Below are 17,005 nucleotides of genomic sequence, written 5' to 3'. Positions count from 1 at the left end.
CTGTGCCGGGGGCGGCTGCTGTACCGGGTACAGCGGGTATGGATGTGTCGGGCACGACGGATCTCCTCTTTCACGCTTGCAGCTCGAATGGTCGATATGCCGAGTATTCACCTGAGGCACCCCGCCGCGAAAGGGAGGGTTGCCGACCGGCCAGTCAGGGCTTGGCACCGGTTCTCATTACTCCCCAAAAACGTAACACTTACGACGCCGGCCCGCACCGCCGCCGTCGTCATGTTCCGTAACCGGACCGCGCCTCCGCGGGGTGACACACGCGGCGGACTGAGAAATCAGAGTTGCGGGGTGAGAACCGGGTGCGGCGCCAAGCCGAGTAGTAGCGGGCTCCAGTTTCGGGTACTGCCCACTCGTGTCCGCCGCGAGTTTGCGCAGTCTACTGAGGGGATCGGACTGACGCGTCGGCCCGTCCCACGTTTTCTGTGGATCAAGTTATTTCTGCGTGCAGTTGTCTGTCCCTCAATTTTTGTCTGAATCGGTGGCCGGAACCGCCGGAGCCGCAGCCGCGGCCCGGCGGGTGACGGCGGAATGGAGCAACCGTGGGCCCGCGCATACTGGTTACCGGCATTGCAGGCGCCGCCGGCCGGGCCGTCGCGGCCCAGCTCGCCGCCCGCGGCATCCCGTGCCTCGGCTCCGACGCCCGCGACGTCACCCGGCTGGGCGAGGACGCCACCGCCGCAGCGGCAGTCAGGCTCCTGCCGGCGACGGACCCGGACATGGTCCTGGACCTGCGCAGGCTGGTGGACCGGGAAGCTATCAACGTCATCATTCCGACCCTCACCGTGGAACTCCCGGTCCTGGCTGCGGCCCGCGCCGGATTCGGCCGGGACGTGCGGATCATCGTCGGCGACCCTGCCGCGGTGGCCCTCGCCAACGACCACCTGTTCACCGCATGGGCGTTGCAGGCAGCCGGCATTCCCGTCCCGCGTTTCGGGGTTCCGGGCGACCTCGCCGCCGCGCCGGCGTCCCTGGCCGGCCTCAACGGTCCCGTCGTCGTCAAGCCGCGAACCTTCAAAGGCACCCACGCCGTCCACCTCCTGGCCGGGACCGGCTCCGTCAGCTGGAAGAACCTGCCGGCCGGGCAGCTGGTCCAGGAATTCATCCCGGGCGCCGACTACGTGGCCCTGGTGTTCGGCACGCCGCCCCGCAACGCGATGGCGCCGGTGGCCGTGGTCCTCGAAAAGACAAAAACCCCGTACGGTCGGGCCGGCAGCGACGAAGTCAGCCGCAGGGTGCCGGCGGCCGAGGCCAACGATGTGCGGAAGCTGGGCCTGGCCGCCGTCCGCACGCTCGGGCTGACCGGCCCGGTCCAGGTCCAGATCCGCCGCCGCGCGGACGGAACCCCCGTGGTGCTGGGCGTCTGCCCGACACTCGGGGCGAACAGCACGTGGGCGCCCGAACTGCTCGACGCCGTCCTGGCAACGTTCATGCTCCCGGCATTCAACCCGGCGTCCTTCCGGCGGTGCCCGGCGATTCCCGCCGATGCCCTGGGGTGAGGCGCCGGTGCCGGTCGGCCCGGCACAGGAACTCGTCTGGGTGTTCATCGGATTGCCCGTCCTTGCGGCGGCGGTGATGGCGGCTGTTGTCCTGGCGTTGGCCGTCTCTTTTGAGGTGCGGTCCGCGCGGCGTCGGCGCCGCCACGCGCCCACTCTCTGGCAGCAGTGGCCCACCGTGTCCATCATTGTGGCGGCGCACAATGGGGGCGGGCTTCTGGCGGACTGCATCCGGTCAGTCCAGGGGAGCCGGTATGAGCGGTACGAGCTGATCCTGGTGGATGCCGGCTCCACGGACGACACCCCGGAGCTCATGGCGGGGTTCGCCGCCGAGGACGGACGGATTGTGTTTGCGGGAAGGTCGCCCGCCGCGGCGGCGGGATACGGGGCGGCACTGAACCTGGGCTTGGGCCGGGCCGCGGGGGAGGTGCTCATGTTCCTTCCCGCGGACGCCGTCCTCACCCGGCGGACCGTGGACCGGATGCTGCAAGCCTTCGACGCCGGGAGTGGCGGTCCCGACGGAGTCGGTGCCGTGTGGGGCGGCGAACGGACCCTCACTGCCGGTCCTGCCGCGCGGATTGTAGACCTGATAGGCCGCGGCTGCGGCGGGATGGCCCGGCGGGCGCAAGCGGCCTCCGGTTTCCTGCCCGTCTTCGCGGCAGGTATGGGCGCGGTGCGGCGTGACGTCCTGACGGAGATCGGCGGCTTCAGGGAGGACACCGGTGCCGCGCAGCTTGAGTTGGGCTGGCGGGTGCGAAGCGCAGGCTACCGGGTGGGATTCGCCCCGCGGGCCGTCATCACGGGCCAACACCCGGTGTGCGTCGGTGAGCTGTGGAGGCGGCGGGTGGCGCGCGAACGGTCGCTGCTTCAGTGCCTGGGGATCCACAAGTCAGCCGTTGGTGACCTCCGTCGGCGTCCGATGGGCGACTGCCTGGCGGCCATCACGGTTGCCGCCATCATCCTGCCAGCGGTCCGGACCGCCGGCGTGCTCGCGCTGGCCTGCCTCGCGCCGGCGAACCTCCTGTCCGGAACCCGTCCCGGAGCCGAACCGCTTCCGGACATCTGGGCACACCCGGAGGCCTGGGGGCTCGGCGGCGCAGTCGTCCTGGCGGTTTCCTGCGCCGGGGCTCTCGCACTTGCCGTCGACGGCCCGATCAGCAACCTGCGTCACTTGTGGGCACTCCCGGCGCTGCCGCTCTACGCGGTGTTCTCGGGGTTCGCCGTGCTGGCTGCCATCGGTGCGGAGCTCCGTGCCGCCGGCTATTCGATCGTGGCGAAGAGGGCGTTGAGCTCGGCCGTGAGCTGCCGGCGCAGTTCCGGGGTGCCGATTTCCTGGCCGTCGATGTGGTTTACCGGGGCCAGGAGCCGGATGCTGGAGATCAACCAGACGGCGTCGGCGTCCAGCAGGTCCTTGGGTTCCAACGGGCCGTAGCCCAGCTCCCAGCCGGCAGCCTTGGCGGCCGTGAACAGGGCGCCCTGCGAGGTGCCCGGGAGGATGCCGCTGTCCAGCTGCGGGGTGATGAGCCGCCGGATCGTGCGAACGCCGCCGGCGCCGTCGTCCGTCGTTTCCAGGTGCGCCAACAGAACAGTCGACGTCGGTCCCTCCAGGACCCGGCCGTCCGCGGATGTGAAGATGACATCGTCCGCGCCGTGCTCGTGGGCGTAGCGCAGCGCTGCCATGTTCACGGCGTAGGAGAGGGTCTTGGCGCCGAGCAGCAGCCAGGGCGCGCGCTCGCCGACTTCGCTGTCGTAGCCGCGGTCCAGCAGGATGACGTCGATTCCGGTCTCGCGCTGCCGGCGGCCCGCCGTCCCGGGGGCGGACGCCTGGACCCAGCAGGTGGGTGCGGCGGCGCCCTCCGGCCCGCGGGTGACCAGCAGCTTCACCACTACTTCGTCATCGTCCGTGCCGCCGGCTGCGGTCACGGCAGGATCCTGGCGCCGGTACTCGCCGATGGCGGTCTCCACAGCGCGCCGCCAGGCGTCCTCGGCGGGGATAGCCAGCTCCAGCAGGCGGGCAGAGCCGGCCAGCCGGGTCAGGTGCGCCTGGATCTTGCGGGGCCGGCCGCCCACGGCCAGCAGTGATTCGAAAACGCCGTCGCCGCGGGTGGCGCCCAGGTCCGTGGCCATCAGTTGCGGCTTTGATGCGTCAGCAACGCGGCCGCCCTCGAACGCCGGATCGAGGAAGACCAGCACGGTCGCGGGCGCGGGCATAGTGGCAGGAGAGGTCATGGCTACAGCTTAGTCTCGCCGGTCCCGGGATAGGATTTGCTCGTTGCCCGTTCCGGAACTGTTCCGCGGGCCTGAAGCTTGAGGGGTTCGCCTGTGCTGTGGCCATTTCCGCTGGCGGAGACTTTACCGTCCTGGGCGGTCCTGATCCTGACCCTGGTCGACTTCGCCATCCGGGTGCTGGCCCTGGGCATCATCCCCGGGAACCGGCGGCCCACCACCGCGATGGCCTGGCTCCTGGGCATCTTCATTGTGCCCACCCTGGGCCTGGCCTTGTTCCTGCTGTTCGGCAACTTCCGGCTTTCCCGCCGCCGCCGTGCGCAGCAGGAGGCCGTCAACACCCGGGTCCGGGCGGGGACATCGGCGCTGCAGGCCGTCGAAAGCCGCTACAGCGGACCCGAATGGGTGGCGTCCGCCTCTGAACTGAACAAGACGCTGGGATCGCTGCCGATGGTGGACGGCAACAGCGTGGAGCTGCTGCCCGGCTACCCCGATTCCATCAAGGCGATGACGGAGGCGGTCCGCGGCGCCAAATCCTTCGTCAACGCTGAGTTCTACATCATGAGTTCGGACCACGTCACGGACGATCTGTTGACCGCGATGGAGGAAGCGGCGGAGCGCGGTGTCGAGGTCCGCGTCCTGTTCGACCACCTGGGCACACTCCGTATCAAGGGTTACCGCAGGCTGAAGGACCGGCTCAAGGCCAGCAAGATCCGCTGGCGGCCCATGCTGCCGCTCAGCCCGGTGCACGGCCAGTGGCGCCGGCCGGATCTTCGCAACCACCGCAAGATCATGGTGATCGACGGCGAGATCGCCTTCACCGGATCCCAGAACCTGATCGAGCCGTCCTACAACAATCCCAAGCATCGCAAGGTGGGCCGCGAATGGGTGGAGCTCATGGCCTGCCTGCGCGGGCCGATTGTCACGACCCTGAATGTGGTTTTCGCGACGGACTGGCTCAGCGAAACCGACGAATCCCTTGAAGCGCAGTTGGCGCACCAGCCGGAGTCCCACCCCGGAAACATCACGGCACAGGTGGTTCCCAGCGGCCCCGGGTTCATCACCGAGAACAACCTGCGGCTCTTCAATACCCTCATTTACTCGGCGCAGCACAAGATCTCCCTCTGCAGCCCCTACTTCGTCCCGGACGACTCGCTGCTCTATGCCGTGACGACGGCGGCGCAGCGCGGCGTCGAGGTGGAACTCTTCGTCTCGGAAAAGGGTGATCAGTTTTTGGTCCACCACGCGCAGCAGTCGTACTACGAGGCCCTGCTCGAGGCAGGGGTGCGGATTTTCCTCTACAAGGCGCCGTTCGTGCTGCACGCGAAGCACTTCACGATCGACAACGAGGTTGCCGTGCTGGGTTCCAGCAACATGGACATGCGCTCCTTCTCGCTGAACCTCGAGGTGTCCGTCATGCTCCTTGGCGAGGACATCGTCCAGCGGATCCGTGAGGTTGAAGACACCTACCGCAGCATCTCGCACGAACTCGTGCTGGAGGACTGGATCAAACGGCCTATGAAGGTCAAATACGTGGACAACGTGTCGAGGCTGACGGCAACGCTGCAATAGCGCCGGCGTTGATGGAACTGCTGTGTGGTGCCGTCAGCGTCCAGGGACGTCAGGTCTGGCGGAACTCAGCTTCGGGGAAAATCGGTCCTCGTGGAACTCAGCCTCGGGGAAACTCGGTGCCGAGCGCCGAGAGGATCCCGAACGCTTTGGTCCGGATTTCCTCGTATTCCTCCTGCGGGGACGAATCGGCGGTGACGGCACCGCCGACGCCGAGACTCAGTTCCGCCGTTCCGTCGCCGAGGGCCCGGACCACCAGGGTCCGGATCGCCACGGCGAGGTCGGCGGCCCCGTTTAGGGAGAAATAGCCGATCGCCCCGGAGTACACGCCGCGCGGGGCGGCCTCCAGCCGGTCCAGGATGGCCATGGTGCTGACTTTCGGGGCGCCGGTCATCGAACCGGCAGGGAAGCAGGCGGCGACAGCCTCGGCCCGCGGCATTCCGGGCCGCAGCTGAGCGTCGATGGTGCTCACCATCTGGTGCACCGTGGCGTAGCTCTCGATCGCGCACAGCCGGCTGACGGCCACCGAACCGGGGACGGCGAAGTGGCTCAAGTCATTGCGCAGCAGGTCCACGATCATGATGTTTTCCGCGCGGTCCTTCGCCGAAGTCTCCAGTTCCTGCCGCAGGGCCGCGTCCGCACCCGGGTCCGCATCCCGGCCGCGCGTCCCCTTGATCGGCTCGGCCCGCATCCTGCCGTCCGCGGCAATCTGCAGGAAACGCTCCGGAGATGTGCTCGCCACGGCGAGGCCGTCGAACCGCAGATAGCTGGCGAAGGGAGCCGGGTTGCGGCGCCGCAGCTCCAGATAGGTCTGCCACGGATCCAGGCCGTCCGGGCCCACGCGGTGCGGGACCGCGGATGTGGCCGCGGTGAGCGCGGTGGTCAGGCAGACCTCGTAGGTATTGCCTTCCGCGATCTCCCGCTGGGCCTCGGCGACCTTGGCCTTGTAGCCGGCTTCCGCGTCTCGGGCGGTGAACTGCGGCGAGGCGAGCTGAGGCACGGTCGAACGAAGTGCCGCGGATCCACCGGAGCCGGACACTCCGGAACCGGGCGCCGCTGCGGCGGCCACGGCCCCGCGGGCGGTCGTCAGCCAGTCGACGGCGTCGGGCGTGTCCAGGGCCAGCAGCCAGGCCGTGCCCTCGGCATGGTCCAGGACGACGGCGCGGCCGGCGAAGATCAGGCAGGCGTCCGGGGTGGGGGACGCGACGTCGGTGCCGCCGGTTTCGCGCTTGAGTTCGTAGCCCAGGTACCCGAGCCAGCCCAGGGTGAACCCGCACGGATAGTCTTCGGGGGCGCGGAGCGCCCGGCGACCCCAGACGCCGTCGAGCCAGCGGAAGAACGGGCCGTCGGTGGTCGCCGTGGCCTGGCCCGCGCTGACGCGGGTCAGGCCGGAACTGTGCCGGACCGCCTGGCCGAAGCGGCCGCCGTCGTCGGCCAGGATGCTGAAGCGGCTCCGTTCCGCAGCCTCCGGGGCGAGGCCCGCCGGATCCAGCGAGGAGTCGAGCCACACGGCGTTGGCTGAGCCGCCGAAGAGCGCATCGAACAGTTGCGCGGCGTCAGGCTCGGTGTCGATCCGTTCAGCCCGCAACTGCAGGGCGCGTCGGATGGCGAGTTCGGGCAGCAGCGCGGGCGCGACGGCCGGAAGGTATTGAAGGGCCTGCAGGACGTCGTCGGGGGCGGCGCCGTCCGCACGGTTCAGCACGTGCACATCGGCGCGGGCCGGGACGTCGTCAGCCGCCAGCCACTGATCTTCCTGGGCTGACCACTGGTCCCAGAACGGTTCATAGGTCTCGCCGTCCCGGGCCAGCGCCCGGGCCCGGCGGTCGGAGTCGGAAGAATCGGCCCAGATCACCGCGTCCAGCAGCGGGCGCGCCGCTGCGGCGCCGGCGCCGACGCCCTCCACCAGGACAATTTCGGCCGGGCGCGTGGTGCGGACTTCGCCGTCGTAGTGCCGCTCCCAGTCCCAGCTGACCCACTCCGCGGCCTCCCCGCGACGCAAGGGCGACAGCACTGTAGTGACGTAACGTTCAATGCCGGCCGCCAGCCCGTTCCAGCCGGGGTAGATGTCCTCCAGGTGGAAGAGCGAGACTTTGTGGTGTTCCCGGAGGCGCGCCGCCAGCTCGATGGCCAGGGTGGTCTTGCCGGAGCCGGACCGCCCGTCGATTGCGATGATGACGGGTGCGGGGCTCATGAAATAGAGCGTACCCGCTGCTCTGCATTGGGTTGATCACTGCCGTGATGGTGCCCGTCCCGGCGCTGAAGCTCGGTGCGGACGTGCTCCACGATCCCCGGAACGGAGGCCCGGATGAGGTTCCAGGTGGTGTCGAAGTCGGTGTGGCCGCCGTACCACGGGTCCTCGATGCCCTGCTCCAGCGGGTCCTTGTCCGCCACCGCGGGGTCGAAGCTGCGCAGCATGCGGATTTTGGCCAGCGACTCGCGGTCCGGTGCCGCCTGCCGGAGCCAGCCGTAGTGGTCGACGTCGAGGGCCAGGATCAGCTCGCGGCTGACGAACCATTCAGGGCGCCATTCGCGCGCCATGTGGCGGTCCGAGGCTATGTTCTGGGAGGTGAGTTTGCGCGCGGCCCGGGGATCGATGGGCCGGCCGGCCTCATACGCGGTGGTTCCTGCCGAATCGACCACCGCCCGGGTGAGGCGCTCGGCACGGAATGCCTCCGCCAGCATGAGCTCTGCCATCGGGGACCGGCAGATGTTTCCGGTGCATACCGCGATGATCCGGTACTGGCTCGGCATTGAGGTCATAGCTAAGCATGAACGATCCCGGCCCTCTTGGCTAGCAGAGACCTCCGCCGTGTTACAAACAATGTCAATTACTTATCGGCTTTTGTCATGCTTCCGTCCTGCGGGCACCTGAGCCGCCTCCGGTCACGGAATCCTCAGCAAAGGACACAAGAACCCATGAGGGTGCGGTCGAAGAGACCTAAATGCGGGTGCCTTCGGAGTTTTGGTGTGCTGTCACGAAGGGACCGAGCAGCGTGCTGAGGTGGGAGTGGACTTGTTCCAGCGTTTGCCCGGATTCGAGCATGCGGGTGCCGGCGTGGACGACGGAGTTGATCATCTCTGCCAGCGACTCGGGGTCCGGAACCCCGAGTTCTGTGAGCGTCTCGATGAGCGGTTCCTGAAGCTGGCGATGCATGCGGGTGGCTTGCTCGTCGAGTTCGGCCCCCGGGGCCAGCGCGGCCAGCGCCGAACCCACGGCGTGGGCTCCTTCGGCGACAAGGTCCACGTTGGCTGTGGCGTAGGCCAGGATGCGGTCGGCTTTGGTGGGGGCATCGGCCATGGCGCCGGTGACGCGCTCGGTCCAGCGCGGAAAGATGTCGCGGACCAGCGCCTGGAGGAGGTCGTGGCGGGAGCCGAAGTACTGGTAAACACTGGGACGTGAGAGTCCGGCCCGCAAGGCCACGTCGGCCATGGTGGGCGCTTCGGAGGTTTCTTGTAGGAGTTCGTGGGCAGCGTCCAGTAGTGCGCGTTCTTGTGCGGCGCGGTGTTCCGCGACGGTGGCGGCACTGATTCTGGGCATTGCGGGGATCCTTTGACGCTGGCTGACGTACGCATCAAGAGTACGGCGCGAGACGGCGGCGTGCTGAGCGGGTCGCCGTCTCGCGCCCGGGGTCGGGTGTGTTAGCGGACCGGGGCCGGGGCGCCTAAGCGGCCGTCCACCATTTCGACGATGCGGTCGCAGTAGCCGAGGACGTCGTGGTCGTGGGTGACCATGATGGTTGCGACGCCGTGCTCGTGGCTTTGACGTGCGAGGAGTTCCACGACTTCGCGGCTGCGTGCCCGGTCCAGGGACGCGGTCGGTTCGTCCACGAGAAGGAGTTTCGCTCCGGTGACGAGTGCCCGTGCGATGCCGACGCGCTGGCGTTCGCCGCCGGAGAGCTGGCCGGGACGGTTGGTCGCACGGTGGGCCATGCCGACGGATTCCAGTAGGGGAACCGGGTCGAAGGTCTTCGGGCCGCCCGCGAGCCGGTTGATCAGGCGGAGCTGGTCCGCCGCGGTCAATGCAGGGATGAGGTTGCCGGACTGGAAGACGAAGCCAATATTGGACAGCCGGAACGCAGCGCGTTTGCCCTGGCTCAGTTGGGAAAGGTCCTGGCCGTTGACCGTGACCGTTCCGGAATCCGGGGATGCCAGGGCGCCGGCGACGGCGAGGAGTGAAGACTTGCCGGAACCGGACGGCCCCACAATGGCCAGGAACTCGCCTGGGGCAACATCGAGGCTGACGTCATCCAGGGCTGTCACCCGGGTGTCGCCGTCGCCGAGTTCCATCACCGCGTGGCGGATGGACAGGCCGGCGGCCTGCGGTGCGTCGGCACGGCTTGCCCCGGCTGCGGGAAAGGTGGAGCTGGTCATCGCTGTCCTCCGAGGGCGTTGAGCGGGTCGATCCGGGAAATGCGCACCACGGCCACGGTGGCACCGATCAGGCCCAGCCCGATGGTGAGAGCCGTGGCGATGGCGATCGGTGTGGCCTCGAGAGCGAACGGCATAGCGTCCGGCATGGCGGCGCCGAGTCCCAGACCGGCGGCCACGCCCAGCGCGGTGAATCCCACCAACAGGATGGCGGCCTGGGCCAGTCCATCCCGCAGCAGGTACCCCGTTGAGGCTCCGATGGCCCGCAGGACCGAAATTTCGTGCTTGCGCTGGATCGTCCACACGGTGAAGAACGCGCCGACCACCAGAGCGCAGATCGCGTAGAGGAAGACCTGGATCATGCTCAGGGTCATGGTCTCGGCCTCATAGCCGGGAGATGCATTGAAGGCGGCGGACAGGGATTTGCTGGTCGTTCCGGCTGCAGTGTCGCCGGCGGCAAGGTCCAGCCTGGCGCCGGGCTTGGCCTGGACGGCAACAACGCTGGCGGTATCAAAGGACACTGCGGACATGCGCTCGGCGCTCGGGGCTCCGGCGGCGGCCTGGCCGGAGGCGATCAGCTGCCAGGTTTTCAGGGGCAGGTAGGCCACCTCGACGTGTCCGAACGTGGCCTGCCCATCGGTGAAGCCAACAACTCTAAGCTTCGTGCCGATCCGGTCCAGCGTCACGACCGTGCCGAGGTCGATGCCTTCAGCCTTCGCGGTCGAGGACACGACGATGCCGTCAGGATCGCCGAGACCGGTGCCTGCGGAGCGGGACGGTTCCAGGAAGGATCCGGGCTCGATGCCGAAAAGCGTGAGGTCAATCTGCTTGCCGGAATCGGTCGTGGCATTGGCCATGCCCACGCCCATCTTCGCGGCGGCGGCCACGCCCTCGACGCTGCGCCAGGCGTTGAGCTGCTGGTCATCGATCACGGAGCGGGAGAAGGCGTTGTCGGTCTTGGTGCCCTGGTCGAAGGCGATAGTGGTCACGGGCATCGACTTGAGGCCTGACACGCCGTCGTTGACGAGGCCGGAGGAAAGGCCGGAGAGCATCACCATCAGGACGGCGATGAGTGCAATGACACCGCCCATCAGGCTGAAGCGGCCACGCGCGAAGATCAATTCGCGGAGTGCGAGGAACATTGGCAGTCCTAGGTTGGGGGCGGAAAGTATGAAGTTGCTGACAAGCTGTCGGCATCTTTCCGACAGCTTGTCAGGAAAATGCATTTGTTTCAAATCTGGGATCCGGTCGCGTGGCGCGACAACGCGGTTACGGCGCGGACCCACATCCAACGAGGTAAATGGTTTAGCGGCCAACTCGGCAATGCGAAGGTCAAGCTTCTGAAAGGTAGGGCAGCAGTACTTACTAGGACTGGTAGCTTCACGGCAGACTTGTTGCGACGGTTGTTAGAAACCGCCCAGCTTTGAGCAGTGCGGAGGGCTCCACCTGCCCGCCAGTGGACACAACCCGGACAACGCGGCTTAGGCGGCTGTCGCTACCCGGTCAGCGCCGCAGGAACAGCAGGGGATTGTCCCGCACCTGCTTTTCGCGGCGTCAACCAGGATGAGGGCCACCGCTGGCGCGGCTGGCCGGGACGCCGGAGCGGCACACCAATATCCGTTGACAACATCATTTAGATTCCGTCGGATTTAGCTCCCCGGCCGGTGCCACGCTGAGTCCGAGGTGCCGGAGGAGCGCGTCGAGGATCGGCAGTTGGCCCTTCACCAGCCGGTCCCTGGCTTGTTCTTCCGTGGCCCATTCGGCGTCGTCGATCTCGGGGAAGCTGCGGAGGGCGCCGGATCCCTTGGGCCACTCCAGGGTGAAGGTGTTGCTCACGATGCGGTCGGGCTGAAAGTCCGATTCGGCCGCGTAGACCGTGATGACCTTGCCGGAAGGCTGCCGGAAGTCGCCGAGCCGGTGGTAGTCGGCCGGGGGTGCAGGGGTGCCTATTTCCTCCGCGAACTCCCGGTGCGCGGCCTCCAACGGGTCCTCGCCGGCGGGGTATTCGCCCTTGGGGACGGACCACGCGCGGGCGTCCTTGCCGGCCCAGAACGGTCCGCCCATGTGGGCGATCCAGACCTCCAGCGGAGAAGCGCTGCCGTGTTCCGGGGCGCTCGTTTGCGGGGACGCACTGCCGGGTCCGGGCGTGCTGCCCAGCCGGTAGAGCAGAATGCCGGCGCTCCGAACGGTCATGGCTCCTCCTGTCCCAACGCTATCTCAACCGGCATAGTCAAAGCGCGTGGCGGGCTGTGGCCTGCCCCCGAAAGCTGGGTCAATCAGGCGGGCCGGCCCCGGTGGAGGAAGAACTACGCGACCGGGGACCCGGTTCTCAGGGCTAATGGTGGTGGTCCTGAACCGGCGCGGCATTCCGGGACCGCCAGCGCCTGGCCTCAGCTGATCCTGCGACGGTAGATGGCGATCGCGAAGGCGTAGGCGACAACGAGAATGCCGACGAGCCAGGCGAGGGCGATCCAGATGTCGCTGCCACTGGGTTCCTGGGCGAGCAAGGCTCGGATGGTGTTCACGATGGAGGTCACCGGCTGGTTCTCGGCGAACCAGGCGACCGGGCCGGGCATCGAGTCGGTGGGTACGAACGCCGAGCTGATGAACGGCAGAAAGATCAGCGGGTAGCTGAACGCGCTCGCGCCGTCGACGCTCTTCGCGGACAGCCCTGCGATGACGGCGATCCAGGTCAGTGCGAGGGTGAACAGGATCAGGATGCCAGCGACGGCGAGCCAGTTTGCCACGGAGGCGCCGGTCCGAAACCCCATGATCAGCGCGACGCCGATGACGATCGCGACCGCGACAAGGTTGGCTGCCAGGGATGTGAGCACGTGCGCCCAGAGCACGCTTGACCTCGCGATCGGCATGGACTGAAAGCGTTCGAAGATACCGCCCTGCATATCGAGGAACAACCGGTAGGCGGTGTACGCGACGCCGGACGCGATCGTGATGAGCAGGATGCCGGGGAGCATGTAGTTGACGTACGACTCGCCGGATCCGGTGTTAATCGCGCCGCCGAATACGTACACGAACAGCAGCATCAGCGCGATCGGGGTGACGGCGGTGGTCATGATCGTGTCCGGGCTGCGGAGGATGTGGCGCAGCGAGCGGCCAGTCAGGACGCCGGTGTCGCCAAGGACGCGGGTGGTCATCGGGGTGCCTTTCGTGCCGGGACCGGGTCGTCGGTGCGGTCGTCGTCGGTGCGGTCGCCGCCGGTGGCGCCGACGAGGGCGAGGAAGACGTCCTCGAGGGAGGGCTGCTTCTCGACGTACTCGACCGTGGCGGGCGGGAGGAGTTGCTTGAGTTCGCTGAGAGTCCCGTTCTGGATGATCCTGCCTTCATGCAGGATCGCGATGCGGTCGGCGAGCTTTTCGGCCTCGTCGAGGTACTGCGTGGTGAGCAGTACCGTCGTGCCCTGACCGGCAAGTTGCTTGACGGTCTGCCACACCTCGATGCGTGCCTGGGGGTCGAGCCCGGTCGTCGGTTCGTCGAGGAAGACGACCGGCGGGTTCCCGATCAGGCTCATCGCAATGTCGAGTCGGCGTCGCATGCCGCCGGAGTATGTCGACGCCTTGCGGTGTCCTGCTTCGGTGAGTGCGAAGCGGTCGAGCAGTGTGTCAGCGATCGCACCCGGGTTTGTCAGATGACGCAACTTGGCGATCAGCACGAGGTTTTCCCGACCGGTGAGCACTTCATCGACCGCGGCGAACTGGCCGGTCAGGCTGATCGACTCGCGCACGTCGCCGGGCTTCGCGGCGACGTCGAAGCCGTGAACCGTCGCGGTGCCGGCGTCGGCCTTCAGCAGCGTCGACAGGATCCGCACCAGCGTGGTCTTGCCCGCACCGTTCGAACCGAGCAACGCGAAGATGCTCCCCGCACTGACGGTGAAGTCGACGCCCCGCAGAACGTGCAGGTCCTTGAATGATTTCTCGATGCCCTGCACCCGGATCGCGGGTTCGAGGGCCTGTCCGGTGGTCATATCCGGTTCTCCGTTCCCGGTGCGTTCACACGCCGTCGGCGGCGGCCTGATCGATGGCGTCGGTCAGGCGCTTGCGCTCCTTGTTGATCCACTGGCCGTCGGAGTAGTTCTGGATGAAGGTGTCTGCGAACTCCACCGGGTCGTCCCCGACGATGTCGCGGATGGGGGTGCCGTCGACGGCGGCCCGCTCGATCAGGTCTGCGAGGTCCTCGAGCATCTGCATCAGCACATCGCCCTTGACGATGGACCCGGCGTACATGAAGTAGCGCTCGAGTCCGTCGATTGCGGTTCGATAGCTGGCGGGGAGTTGTTCTTTTCGATCCTTGTACCGGCGCCAGCGCTTCTTGTCCTCGAACGATCCGGTGATCTTTTCGATCCATCCTGCGGCCATGGTTACTCCCCTTCGCTTTGTGGGTGTTCTATGTCGTGGTGGAGCTGTTCGATCCGCATTTGGAGGAAGCTCCAAGTCCTCCAGAACTCTTCGAGGTACTCGCCGCCGAGTGCGTTGAGGGAATAGACCTTGCGCGGCGGCCCTTTCTCGGACGGGACCTTCGCCACGTCCACGAGGCCGCGCTGCTCGATCCTGACCAGCAGCGCATAGACGGTGCCCTCGACGATGTCGGAGAAGCCCTGCTCGCGCAGCCGCGCCGTGATCTCGTAGCCGTATGCCGGCTGCGCGGCCAGGATCGCGAGGACGATGCCCTCGAGCGTGCCCTTGAGCATTTCGGTCATCTGCTTGCCCATGGAACCCTCCCTACAGCTACTCAGTGTTACTGACTACCACTAGATAGTAACACTGAATAGCGACCTGACAAGGGGCGGCAAGGGGCGGATTCAGCGCGTCCGATTGCGGATTCCGGCGCCCGGGCGAATGGGCGCGCGCCGTGCGGGGCGGATCAGGCCGCCGGCCCCCATAAAGCCTTGCGCAGCAGCCCCTTGAGGGCCGCGATCTCGGTGTCGCTGAGGCCGGCCAGGGCTGCGGATTCCGCCTCCCGTGCCGCAGCCTCGGCTTGCCGGAAGACTGCCGCGCCTTCCACGGTCGCGGAGACGATCTTGGCGCGCCGGTCCTGTTTTCCGGGCGCGCGGATCACCAGGCCGCGCTTCTCCAGCTCATCAATCAACGCGACGATCTGGCTGGGATCCAGGCTGAGGAATTCGGCCATCTCCCGCTGGGTGGGCTCCAGCTCACTGGTGGCCAGGGCCAGCACCGAATAGGAGCGCTCCTTGAGGCCGAATCCGGCCAGCGCGCGGTTGTTTAGGACCGAACCCGCGGCATGCAGCTTGGCTAGGAGGAAGCCCGCATCCCGGCTGATGGTTGCCGCCATGAGCTTCTCTGCCGGGACGGTGCCCGGCGCGTCGTCAACTTCTGTCGGCATGCCATCTCCAATGGTCCAAAAAATAAATCATTGACTTTTTCAACTATCCATATTTACATGGATGCAGACCAGCATCCCACGCCGCAGGGTCGGATGCACGCGGCAGCTAGCAAAGGAGCGGCAATGAGCCTGTCAGGAAAAGTAGCAATCGTCACCGGAAGCGGACGGGGCCTCGGCCTGGCCTACGCCCGGGAACTGGCCCGCCAGGGCGCCGCCGTCGCTATCAATGACGTCGACGCTGCGGTGGCTGCCGAAGCGGTCCGGATTATTGAGTCCGACGGCGGCCGGGCCGCCGCCGTCGTTGCCCCGGTGGGCAGCTCCGAGGTGGCCAAACAGCTCGTGCAGGCAGCCGTTACGGAGTTCGGCCGGCTGGACATCCTGGTCACCAACGCCGGCATCCTGCGGGACAAGAGCCTGCTGAAGATGACGGACGAGGACTTCGACGCCGTGATCAACGTCCACCTCAAGGGCACCTTCACCTGCGCCCGGGAAGCCTTCGGCTACTTCAAGGAGAACGGCATTGCCGGCCGCATCATCACCATCGGCTCACCGACCGGCCAGCGCGGCAACTTCGGCCAGACCAACTACGCCGCCGCCAAGGCCGGCATCGTGGGCATGGTCCGCACGTGGGCCCTGGAAATGAAGAAAGCCGGCGTCACGGCCAACGCCGTCATCCCCGTGGCCGCCACCGCCATGACCAAAACCGTCCCGTACTTCCAGAAGGCCGTCGAGGCCGACGAGCGCGGCGAGGCCATGCCGGCGTTCTTCCGCCACGACCTCGGGTTCGGCACGGCCGACGACGTCGCCGGCCTCGTGGCGTTCCTCGCCTCCGACGCGGCCGCGGGAATCACCGGCCAGGCGATCGGCGCCGGCGGCGACCGGCTGCAGCTCTGGACCCACCCCGAGGCCGCCGCCACCGAATACCGTGAGGGCGGCTGGGGCTACCAGGATCTCGTGGAAAACTTCGGGAAGCTCTTCGGCGACAAGCTGCAGAGCGTCGGCGAAGAGTTCCTGCCGCTGCCGGAGGAACTGCAGCCAGCAACGGCTCAGCCCGAGTCCGCTGCGCCGGCGAAGGTCGGCTAGCCATGTCCGCGCAGCGCTATGAACTGGGCATCGACGCCGCCTCGCTGGATGCGATCGACATGCACGTCCATCTCGAAGTGGACGGCCACGGCCACGAATCCCTGCCGCCGGCACTCACGGAAGCCTCCGCCAAGTACTTCAAGGCCGAGGATCGGACTCCGTCGCTGGACCGGATCGCCGAGGTCTACCGCGAACTGAACATGGCCGCCGTCGTCTTCACCGTCGACGCCCGGACCCAGCTCAAGCACGAGCCCAACAGCATCCCGGAGCTTATTGCAGGGGCGGCACGGAACAACGACGTCCTGATCCCGTTCGGCAGCGTGGACCCGCGCACCGGCGCCGAGGCCATCCAGGGCGCCAAGCACCAGGCAATCGACCTCGGCGCGCGCGGGTTCAAGTTCCACCCGAGCCTGCAGGGCTTCGACCCCTCCAACGAGCAGTTCTACCCGCTCTGGGAAACCCTGCAGGAACTGCGCCTGCCGGCCATTTTCCATACGGGCCAGAACGGCATGGGCGCCGGGCTCCCCGGCGGGTACGGCATCAAGCTGGCCTACTCCAACCCGCTCCTGCTCGACGCCGTGGCCGCGGACTTCCCGGAACTGCAGATCATCATGGCCCACCCCTCGGTGCCGTGGCAGGACGAGGCCAACTCGATCGCCACGCACAAGTCCAACGTGTTCATCGACCTCTCCGGCTGGTCCCCGAAGTACTTCCCGGAGTCCCTGGTCCGGATGGCCAACTCGGTGCTGCAAGACAAGGTCCTGTTCGGCACGGACTTCCCGTTGATCACGCCGCAGAAATGGCTGGGCGCCTTCGCCGACCTTCCGCTCAAGGACGGGGTGCGGCCCAAGATCCTCAAGGACAACGCCGTCCGCCTGCTCGGGCTGGGAGGCTGA

General features: G+C 67.3%; 16 protein-coding genes, 1 pseudogene and 1 riboswitch. Of the genes and pseudogenes, 5 read left to right on the top strand and 12 right to left on the bottom strand.

The genetic code is table 11. The features are described from left to right. Positions 1–67 precede the first annotated feature (67 nt). Positions 68–182: riboswitch (SAM riboswitch) on the bottom strand. A gap of 369 nt (positions 183–551) precedes the next feature. Together C9424_RS15925 and C9424_RS21945 are read left to right on the top strand one after the other, a co-directional pair. After that, positions 552–1,508 carry a hypothetical protein gene (locus C9424_RS15925; RefSeq protein WP_116767878.1) on the top strand — a complete coding sequence of 319 codons (957 nt, stop codon included), beginning with the start codon at positions 552–554 and terminating at the stop codon, positions 1,506–1,508. Next, positions 1,495–2,334: pseudogene (locus C9424_RS21945) on the top strand (glycosyltransferase); the annotation flags it as partial. The gene C9424_RS15925 and the pseudogene C9424_RS21945, both read left to right, overlap by 14 nt. 431 nt (positions 2,335–2,765) lie before the next feature. On the opposite strand, the gene C9424_RS15915 reads toward C9424_RS21945, so the two are convergent. Beyond that, the gene (locus tag C9424_RS15915; protein ID WP_116767876.1) at positions 2,766–3,734 is read right to left on the bottom strand and encodes an aminodeoxychorismate lyase; all 969 of its coding nucleotides are present in this window, start codon (positions 3,732–3,734) and stop codon (positions 2,766–2,768) included. Positions 3,735–3,827: 93 nt separating this feature from the next. Here C9424_RS15915 and cls point away from each other — a divergent pair, with 93 nt between their 5' ends. Then, positions 3,828–5,303: a cardiolipin synthase gene (cls, locus tag C9424_RS15910; RefSeq protein WP_442862049.1), complete on the top strand. Its 1,476-nt coding sequence runs from the start codon at positions 3,828–3,830 to the stop codon at positions 5,301–5,303. Between the two features lie 97 nt (positions 5,304–5,400). On the opposite strand, the gene pabB is transcribed toward cls, so the two are convergent. From pabB to C9424_RS15855, 11 genes are all read right to left on the bottom strand, one after another. After that, on the bottom strand, positions 5,401–7,491 hold the full coding sequence (gene pabB, locus C9424_RS15905; protein ID WP_116767875.1) for an aminodeoxychorismate synthase component I: 2,091 nt from the start codon (positions 7,489–7,491) through the stop codon (positions 5,401–5,403). Then, positions 7,488–8,060: a low molecular weight protein-tyrosine-phosphatase gene (locus C9424_RS15900; RefSeq protein WP_237563497.1), complete on the bottom strand. Its 573-nt coding sequence runs from the start codon at positions 8,058–8,060 to the stop codon at positions 7,488–7,490. Before C9424_RS15900 ends, pabB begins: the two co-directional genes overlap by 4 nt. A gap of 178 nt (positions 8,061–8,238) precedes the next feature. Continuing rightward, on the bottom strand, positions 8,239–8,838 hold the full coding sequence (locus C9424_RS15895; RefSeq protein WP_116767874.1) for a TetR/AcrR family transcriptional regulator: 600 nt from the start codon (positions 8,836–8,838) through the stop codon (positions 8,239–8,241). Positions 8,839–8,939: 101 nt separating this feature from the next. Further along, a complete protein-coding gene (locus C9424_RS15890; RefSeq protein WP_116767873.1) occupies positions 8,940–9,671 on the bottom strand; it encodes an ABC transporter ATP-binding protein in 732 nt (243 codons plus the stop codon). Beyond that, on the bottom strand, positions 9,668–10,810 hold the full coding sequence (locus C9424_RS15885; protein WP_116767872.1) for an ABC transporter permease: 1,143 nt from the start codon (positions 10,808–10,810) through the stop codon (positions 9,668–9,670). Before C9424_RS15885 ends, C9424_RS15890 begins: the two co-directional genes overlap by 4 nt. Positions 10,811–11,297: 487 nt before the next feature. Further along, complete coding sequence (locus tag C9424_RS15880; protein WP_116767871.1) at positions 11,298–11,861, bottom strand: NUDIX domain-containing protein; 564 nt, start codon at positions 11,859–11,861, stop codon at positions 11,298–11,300. Between the two features lie 197 nt (positions 11,862–12,058). After that, the gene (locus tag C9424_RS15875; RefSeq protein ID WP_116767870.1) at positions 12,059–12,823 is read right to left on the bottom strand and encodes an ABC transporter permease; all 765 of its coding nucleotides are present in this window, start codon (positions 12,821–12,823) and stop codon (positions 12,059–12,061) included. Beyond that, the gene (locus tag C9424_RS15870) at positions 12,820–13,650 is read right to left on the bottom strand and encodes an ABC transporter ATP-binding protein (RefSeq protein ID WP_116767869.1); all 831 of its coding nucleotides are present in this window, start codon (positions 13,648–13,650) and stop codon (positions 12,820–12,822) included. Before C9424_RS15870 ends, C9424_RS15875 begins: the two co-directional genes overlap by 4 nt. Before the next feature lie 25 nt (positions 13,651–13,675). Beyond that, on the bottom strand, positions 13,676–14,041 hold the full coding sequence (locus C9424_RS15865) for a DUF1048 domain-containing protein (protein ID WP_116767868.1): 366 nt from the start codon (positions 14,039–14,041) through the stop codon (positions 13,676–13,678). A gap of 2 nt (positions 14,042–14,043) precedes the next feature. Continuing rightward, complete coding sequence (locus C9424_RS15860; protein ID WP_116767867.1) at positions 14,044–14,394, bottom strand: PadR family transcriptional regulator; 351 nt, start codon at positions 14,392–14,394, stop codon at positions 14,044–14,046. Between the two features lie 152 nt (positions 14,395–14,546). After that, positions 14,547–15,026: a MarR family winged helix-turn-helix transcriptional regulator gene (locus C9424_RS15855; protein WP_116767866.1), complete on the bottom strand. Its 480-nt coding sequence runs from the start codon at positions 15,024–15,026 to the stop codon at positions 14,547–14,549. 123 nt (positions 15,027–15,149) lie between these two features. Here C9424_RS15855 and C9424_RS15850 point away from each other — a divergent pair, with 123 nt between their 5' ends. Beyond that, complete coding sequence (locus C9424_RS15850; RefSeq protein ID WP_116767865.1) at positions 15,150–16,109, top strand: SDR family oxidoreductase; 960 nt, start codon at positions 15,150–15,152, stop codon at positions 16,107–16,109. 2 nt (positions 16,110–16,111) lie between these two features. Then, complete coding sequence (locus tag C9424_RS15845) at positions 16,112–17,005, top strand: amidohydrolase family protein (RefSeq protein ID WP_116767864.1); 894 nt, start codon at positions 16,112–16,114, stop codon at positions 17,003–17,005.

The sequence above is a fragment of the Arthrobacter sp. H-02-3 genome (assembly GCF_003097355.1).
In the GTDB taxonomy this organism is placed as follows: domain Bacteria; phylum Actinomycetota; class Actinomycetes; order Actinomycetales; family Micrococcaceae; genus Arthrobacter; species Arthrobacter humicola.
The sequence above is the reverse complement of the archived record's forward strand: the minus strand, read 5'-3'. Positions and strand labels throughout refer to the sequence as shown.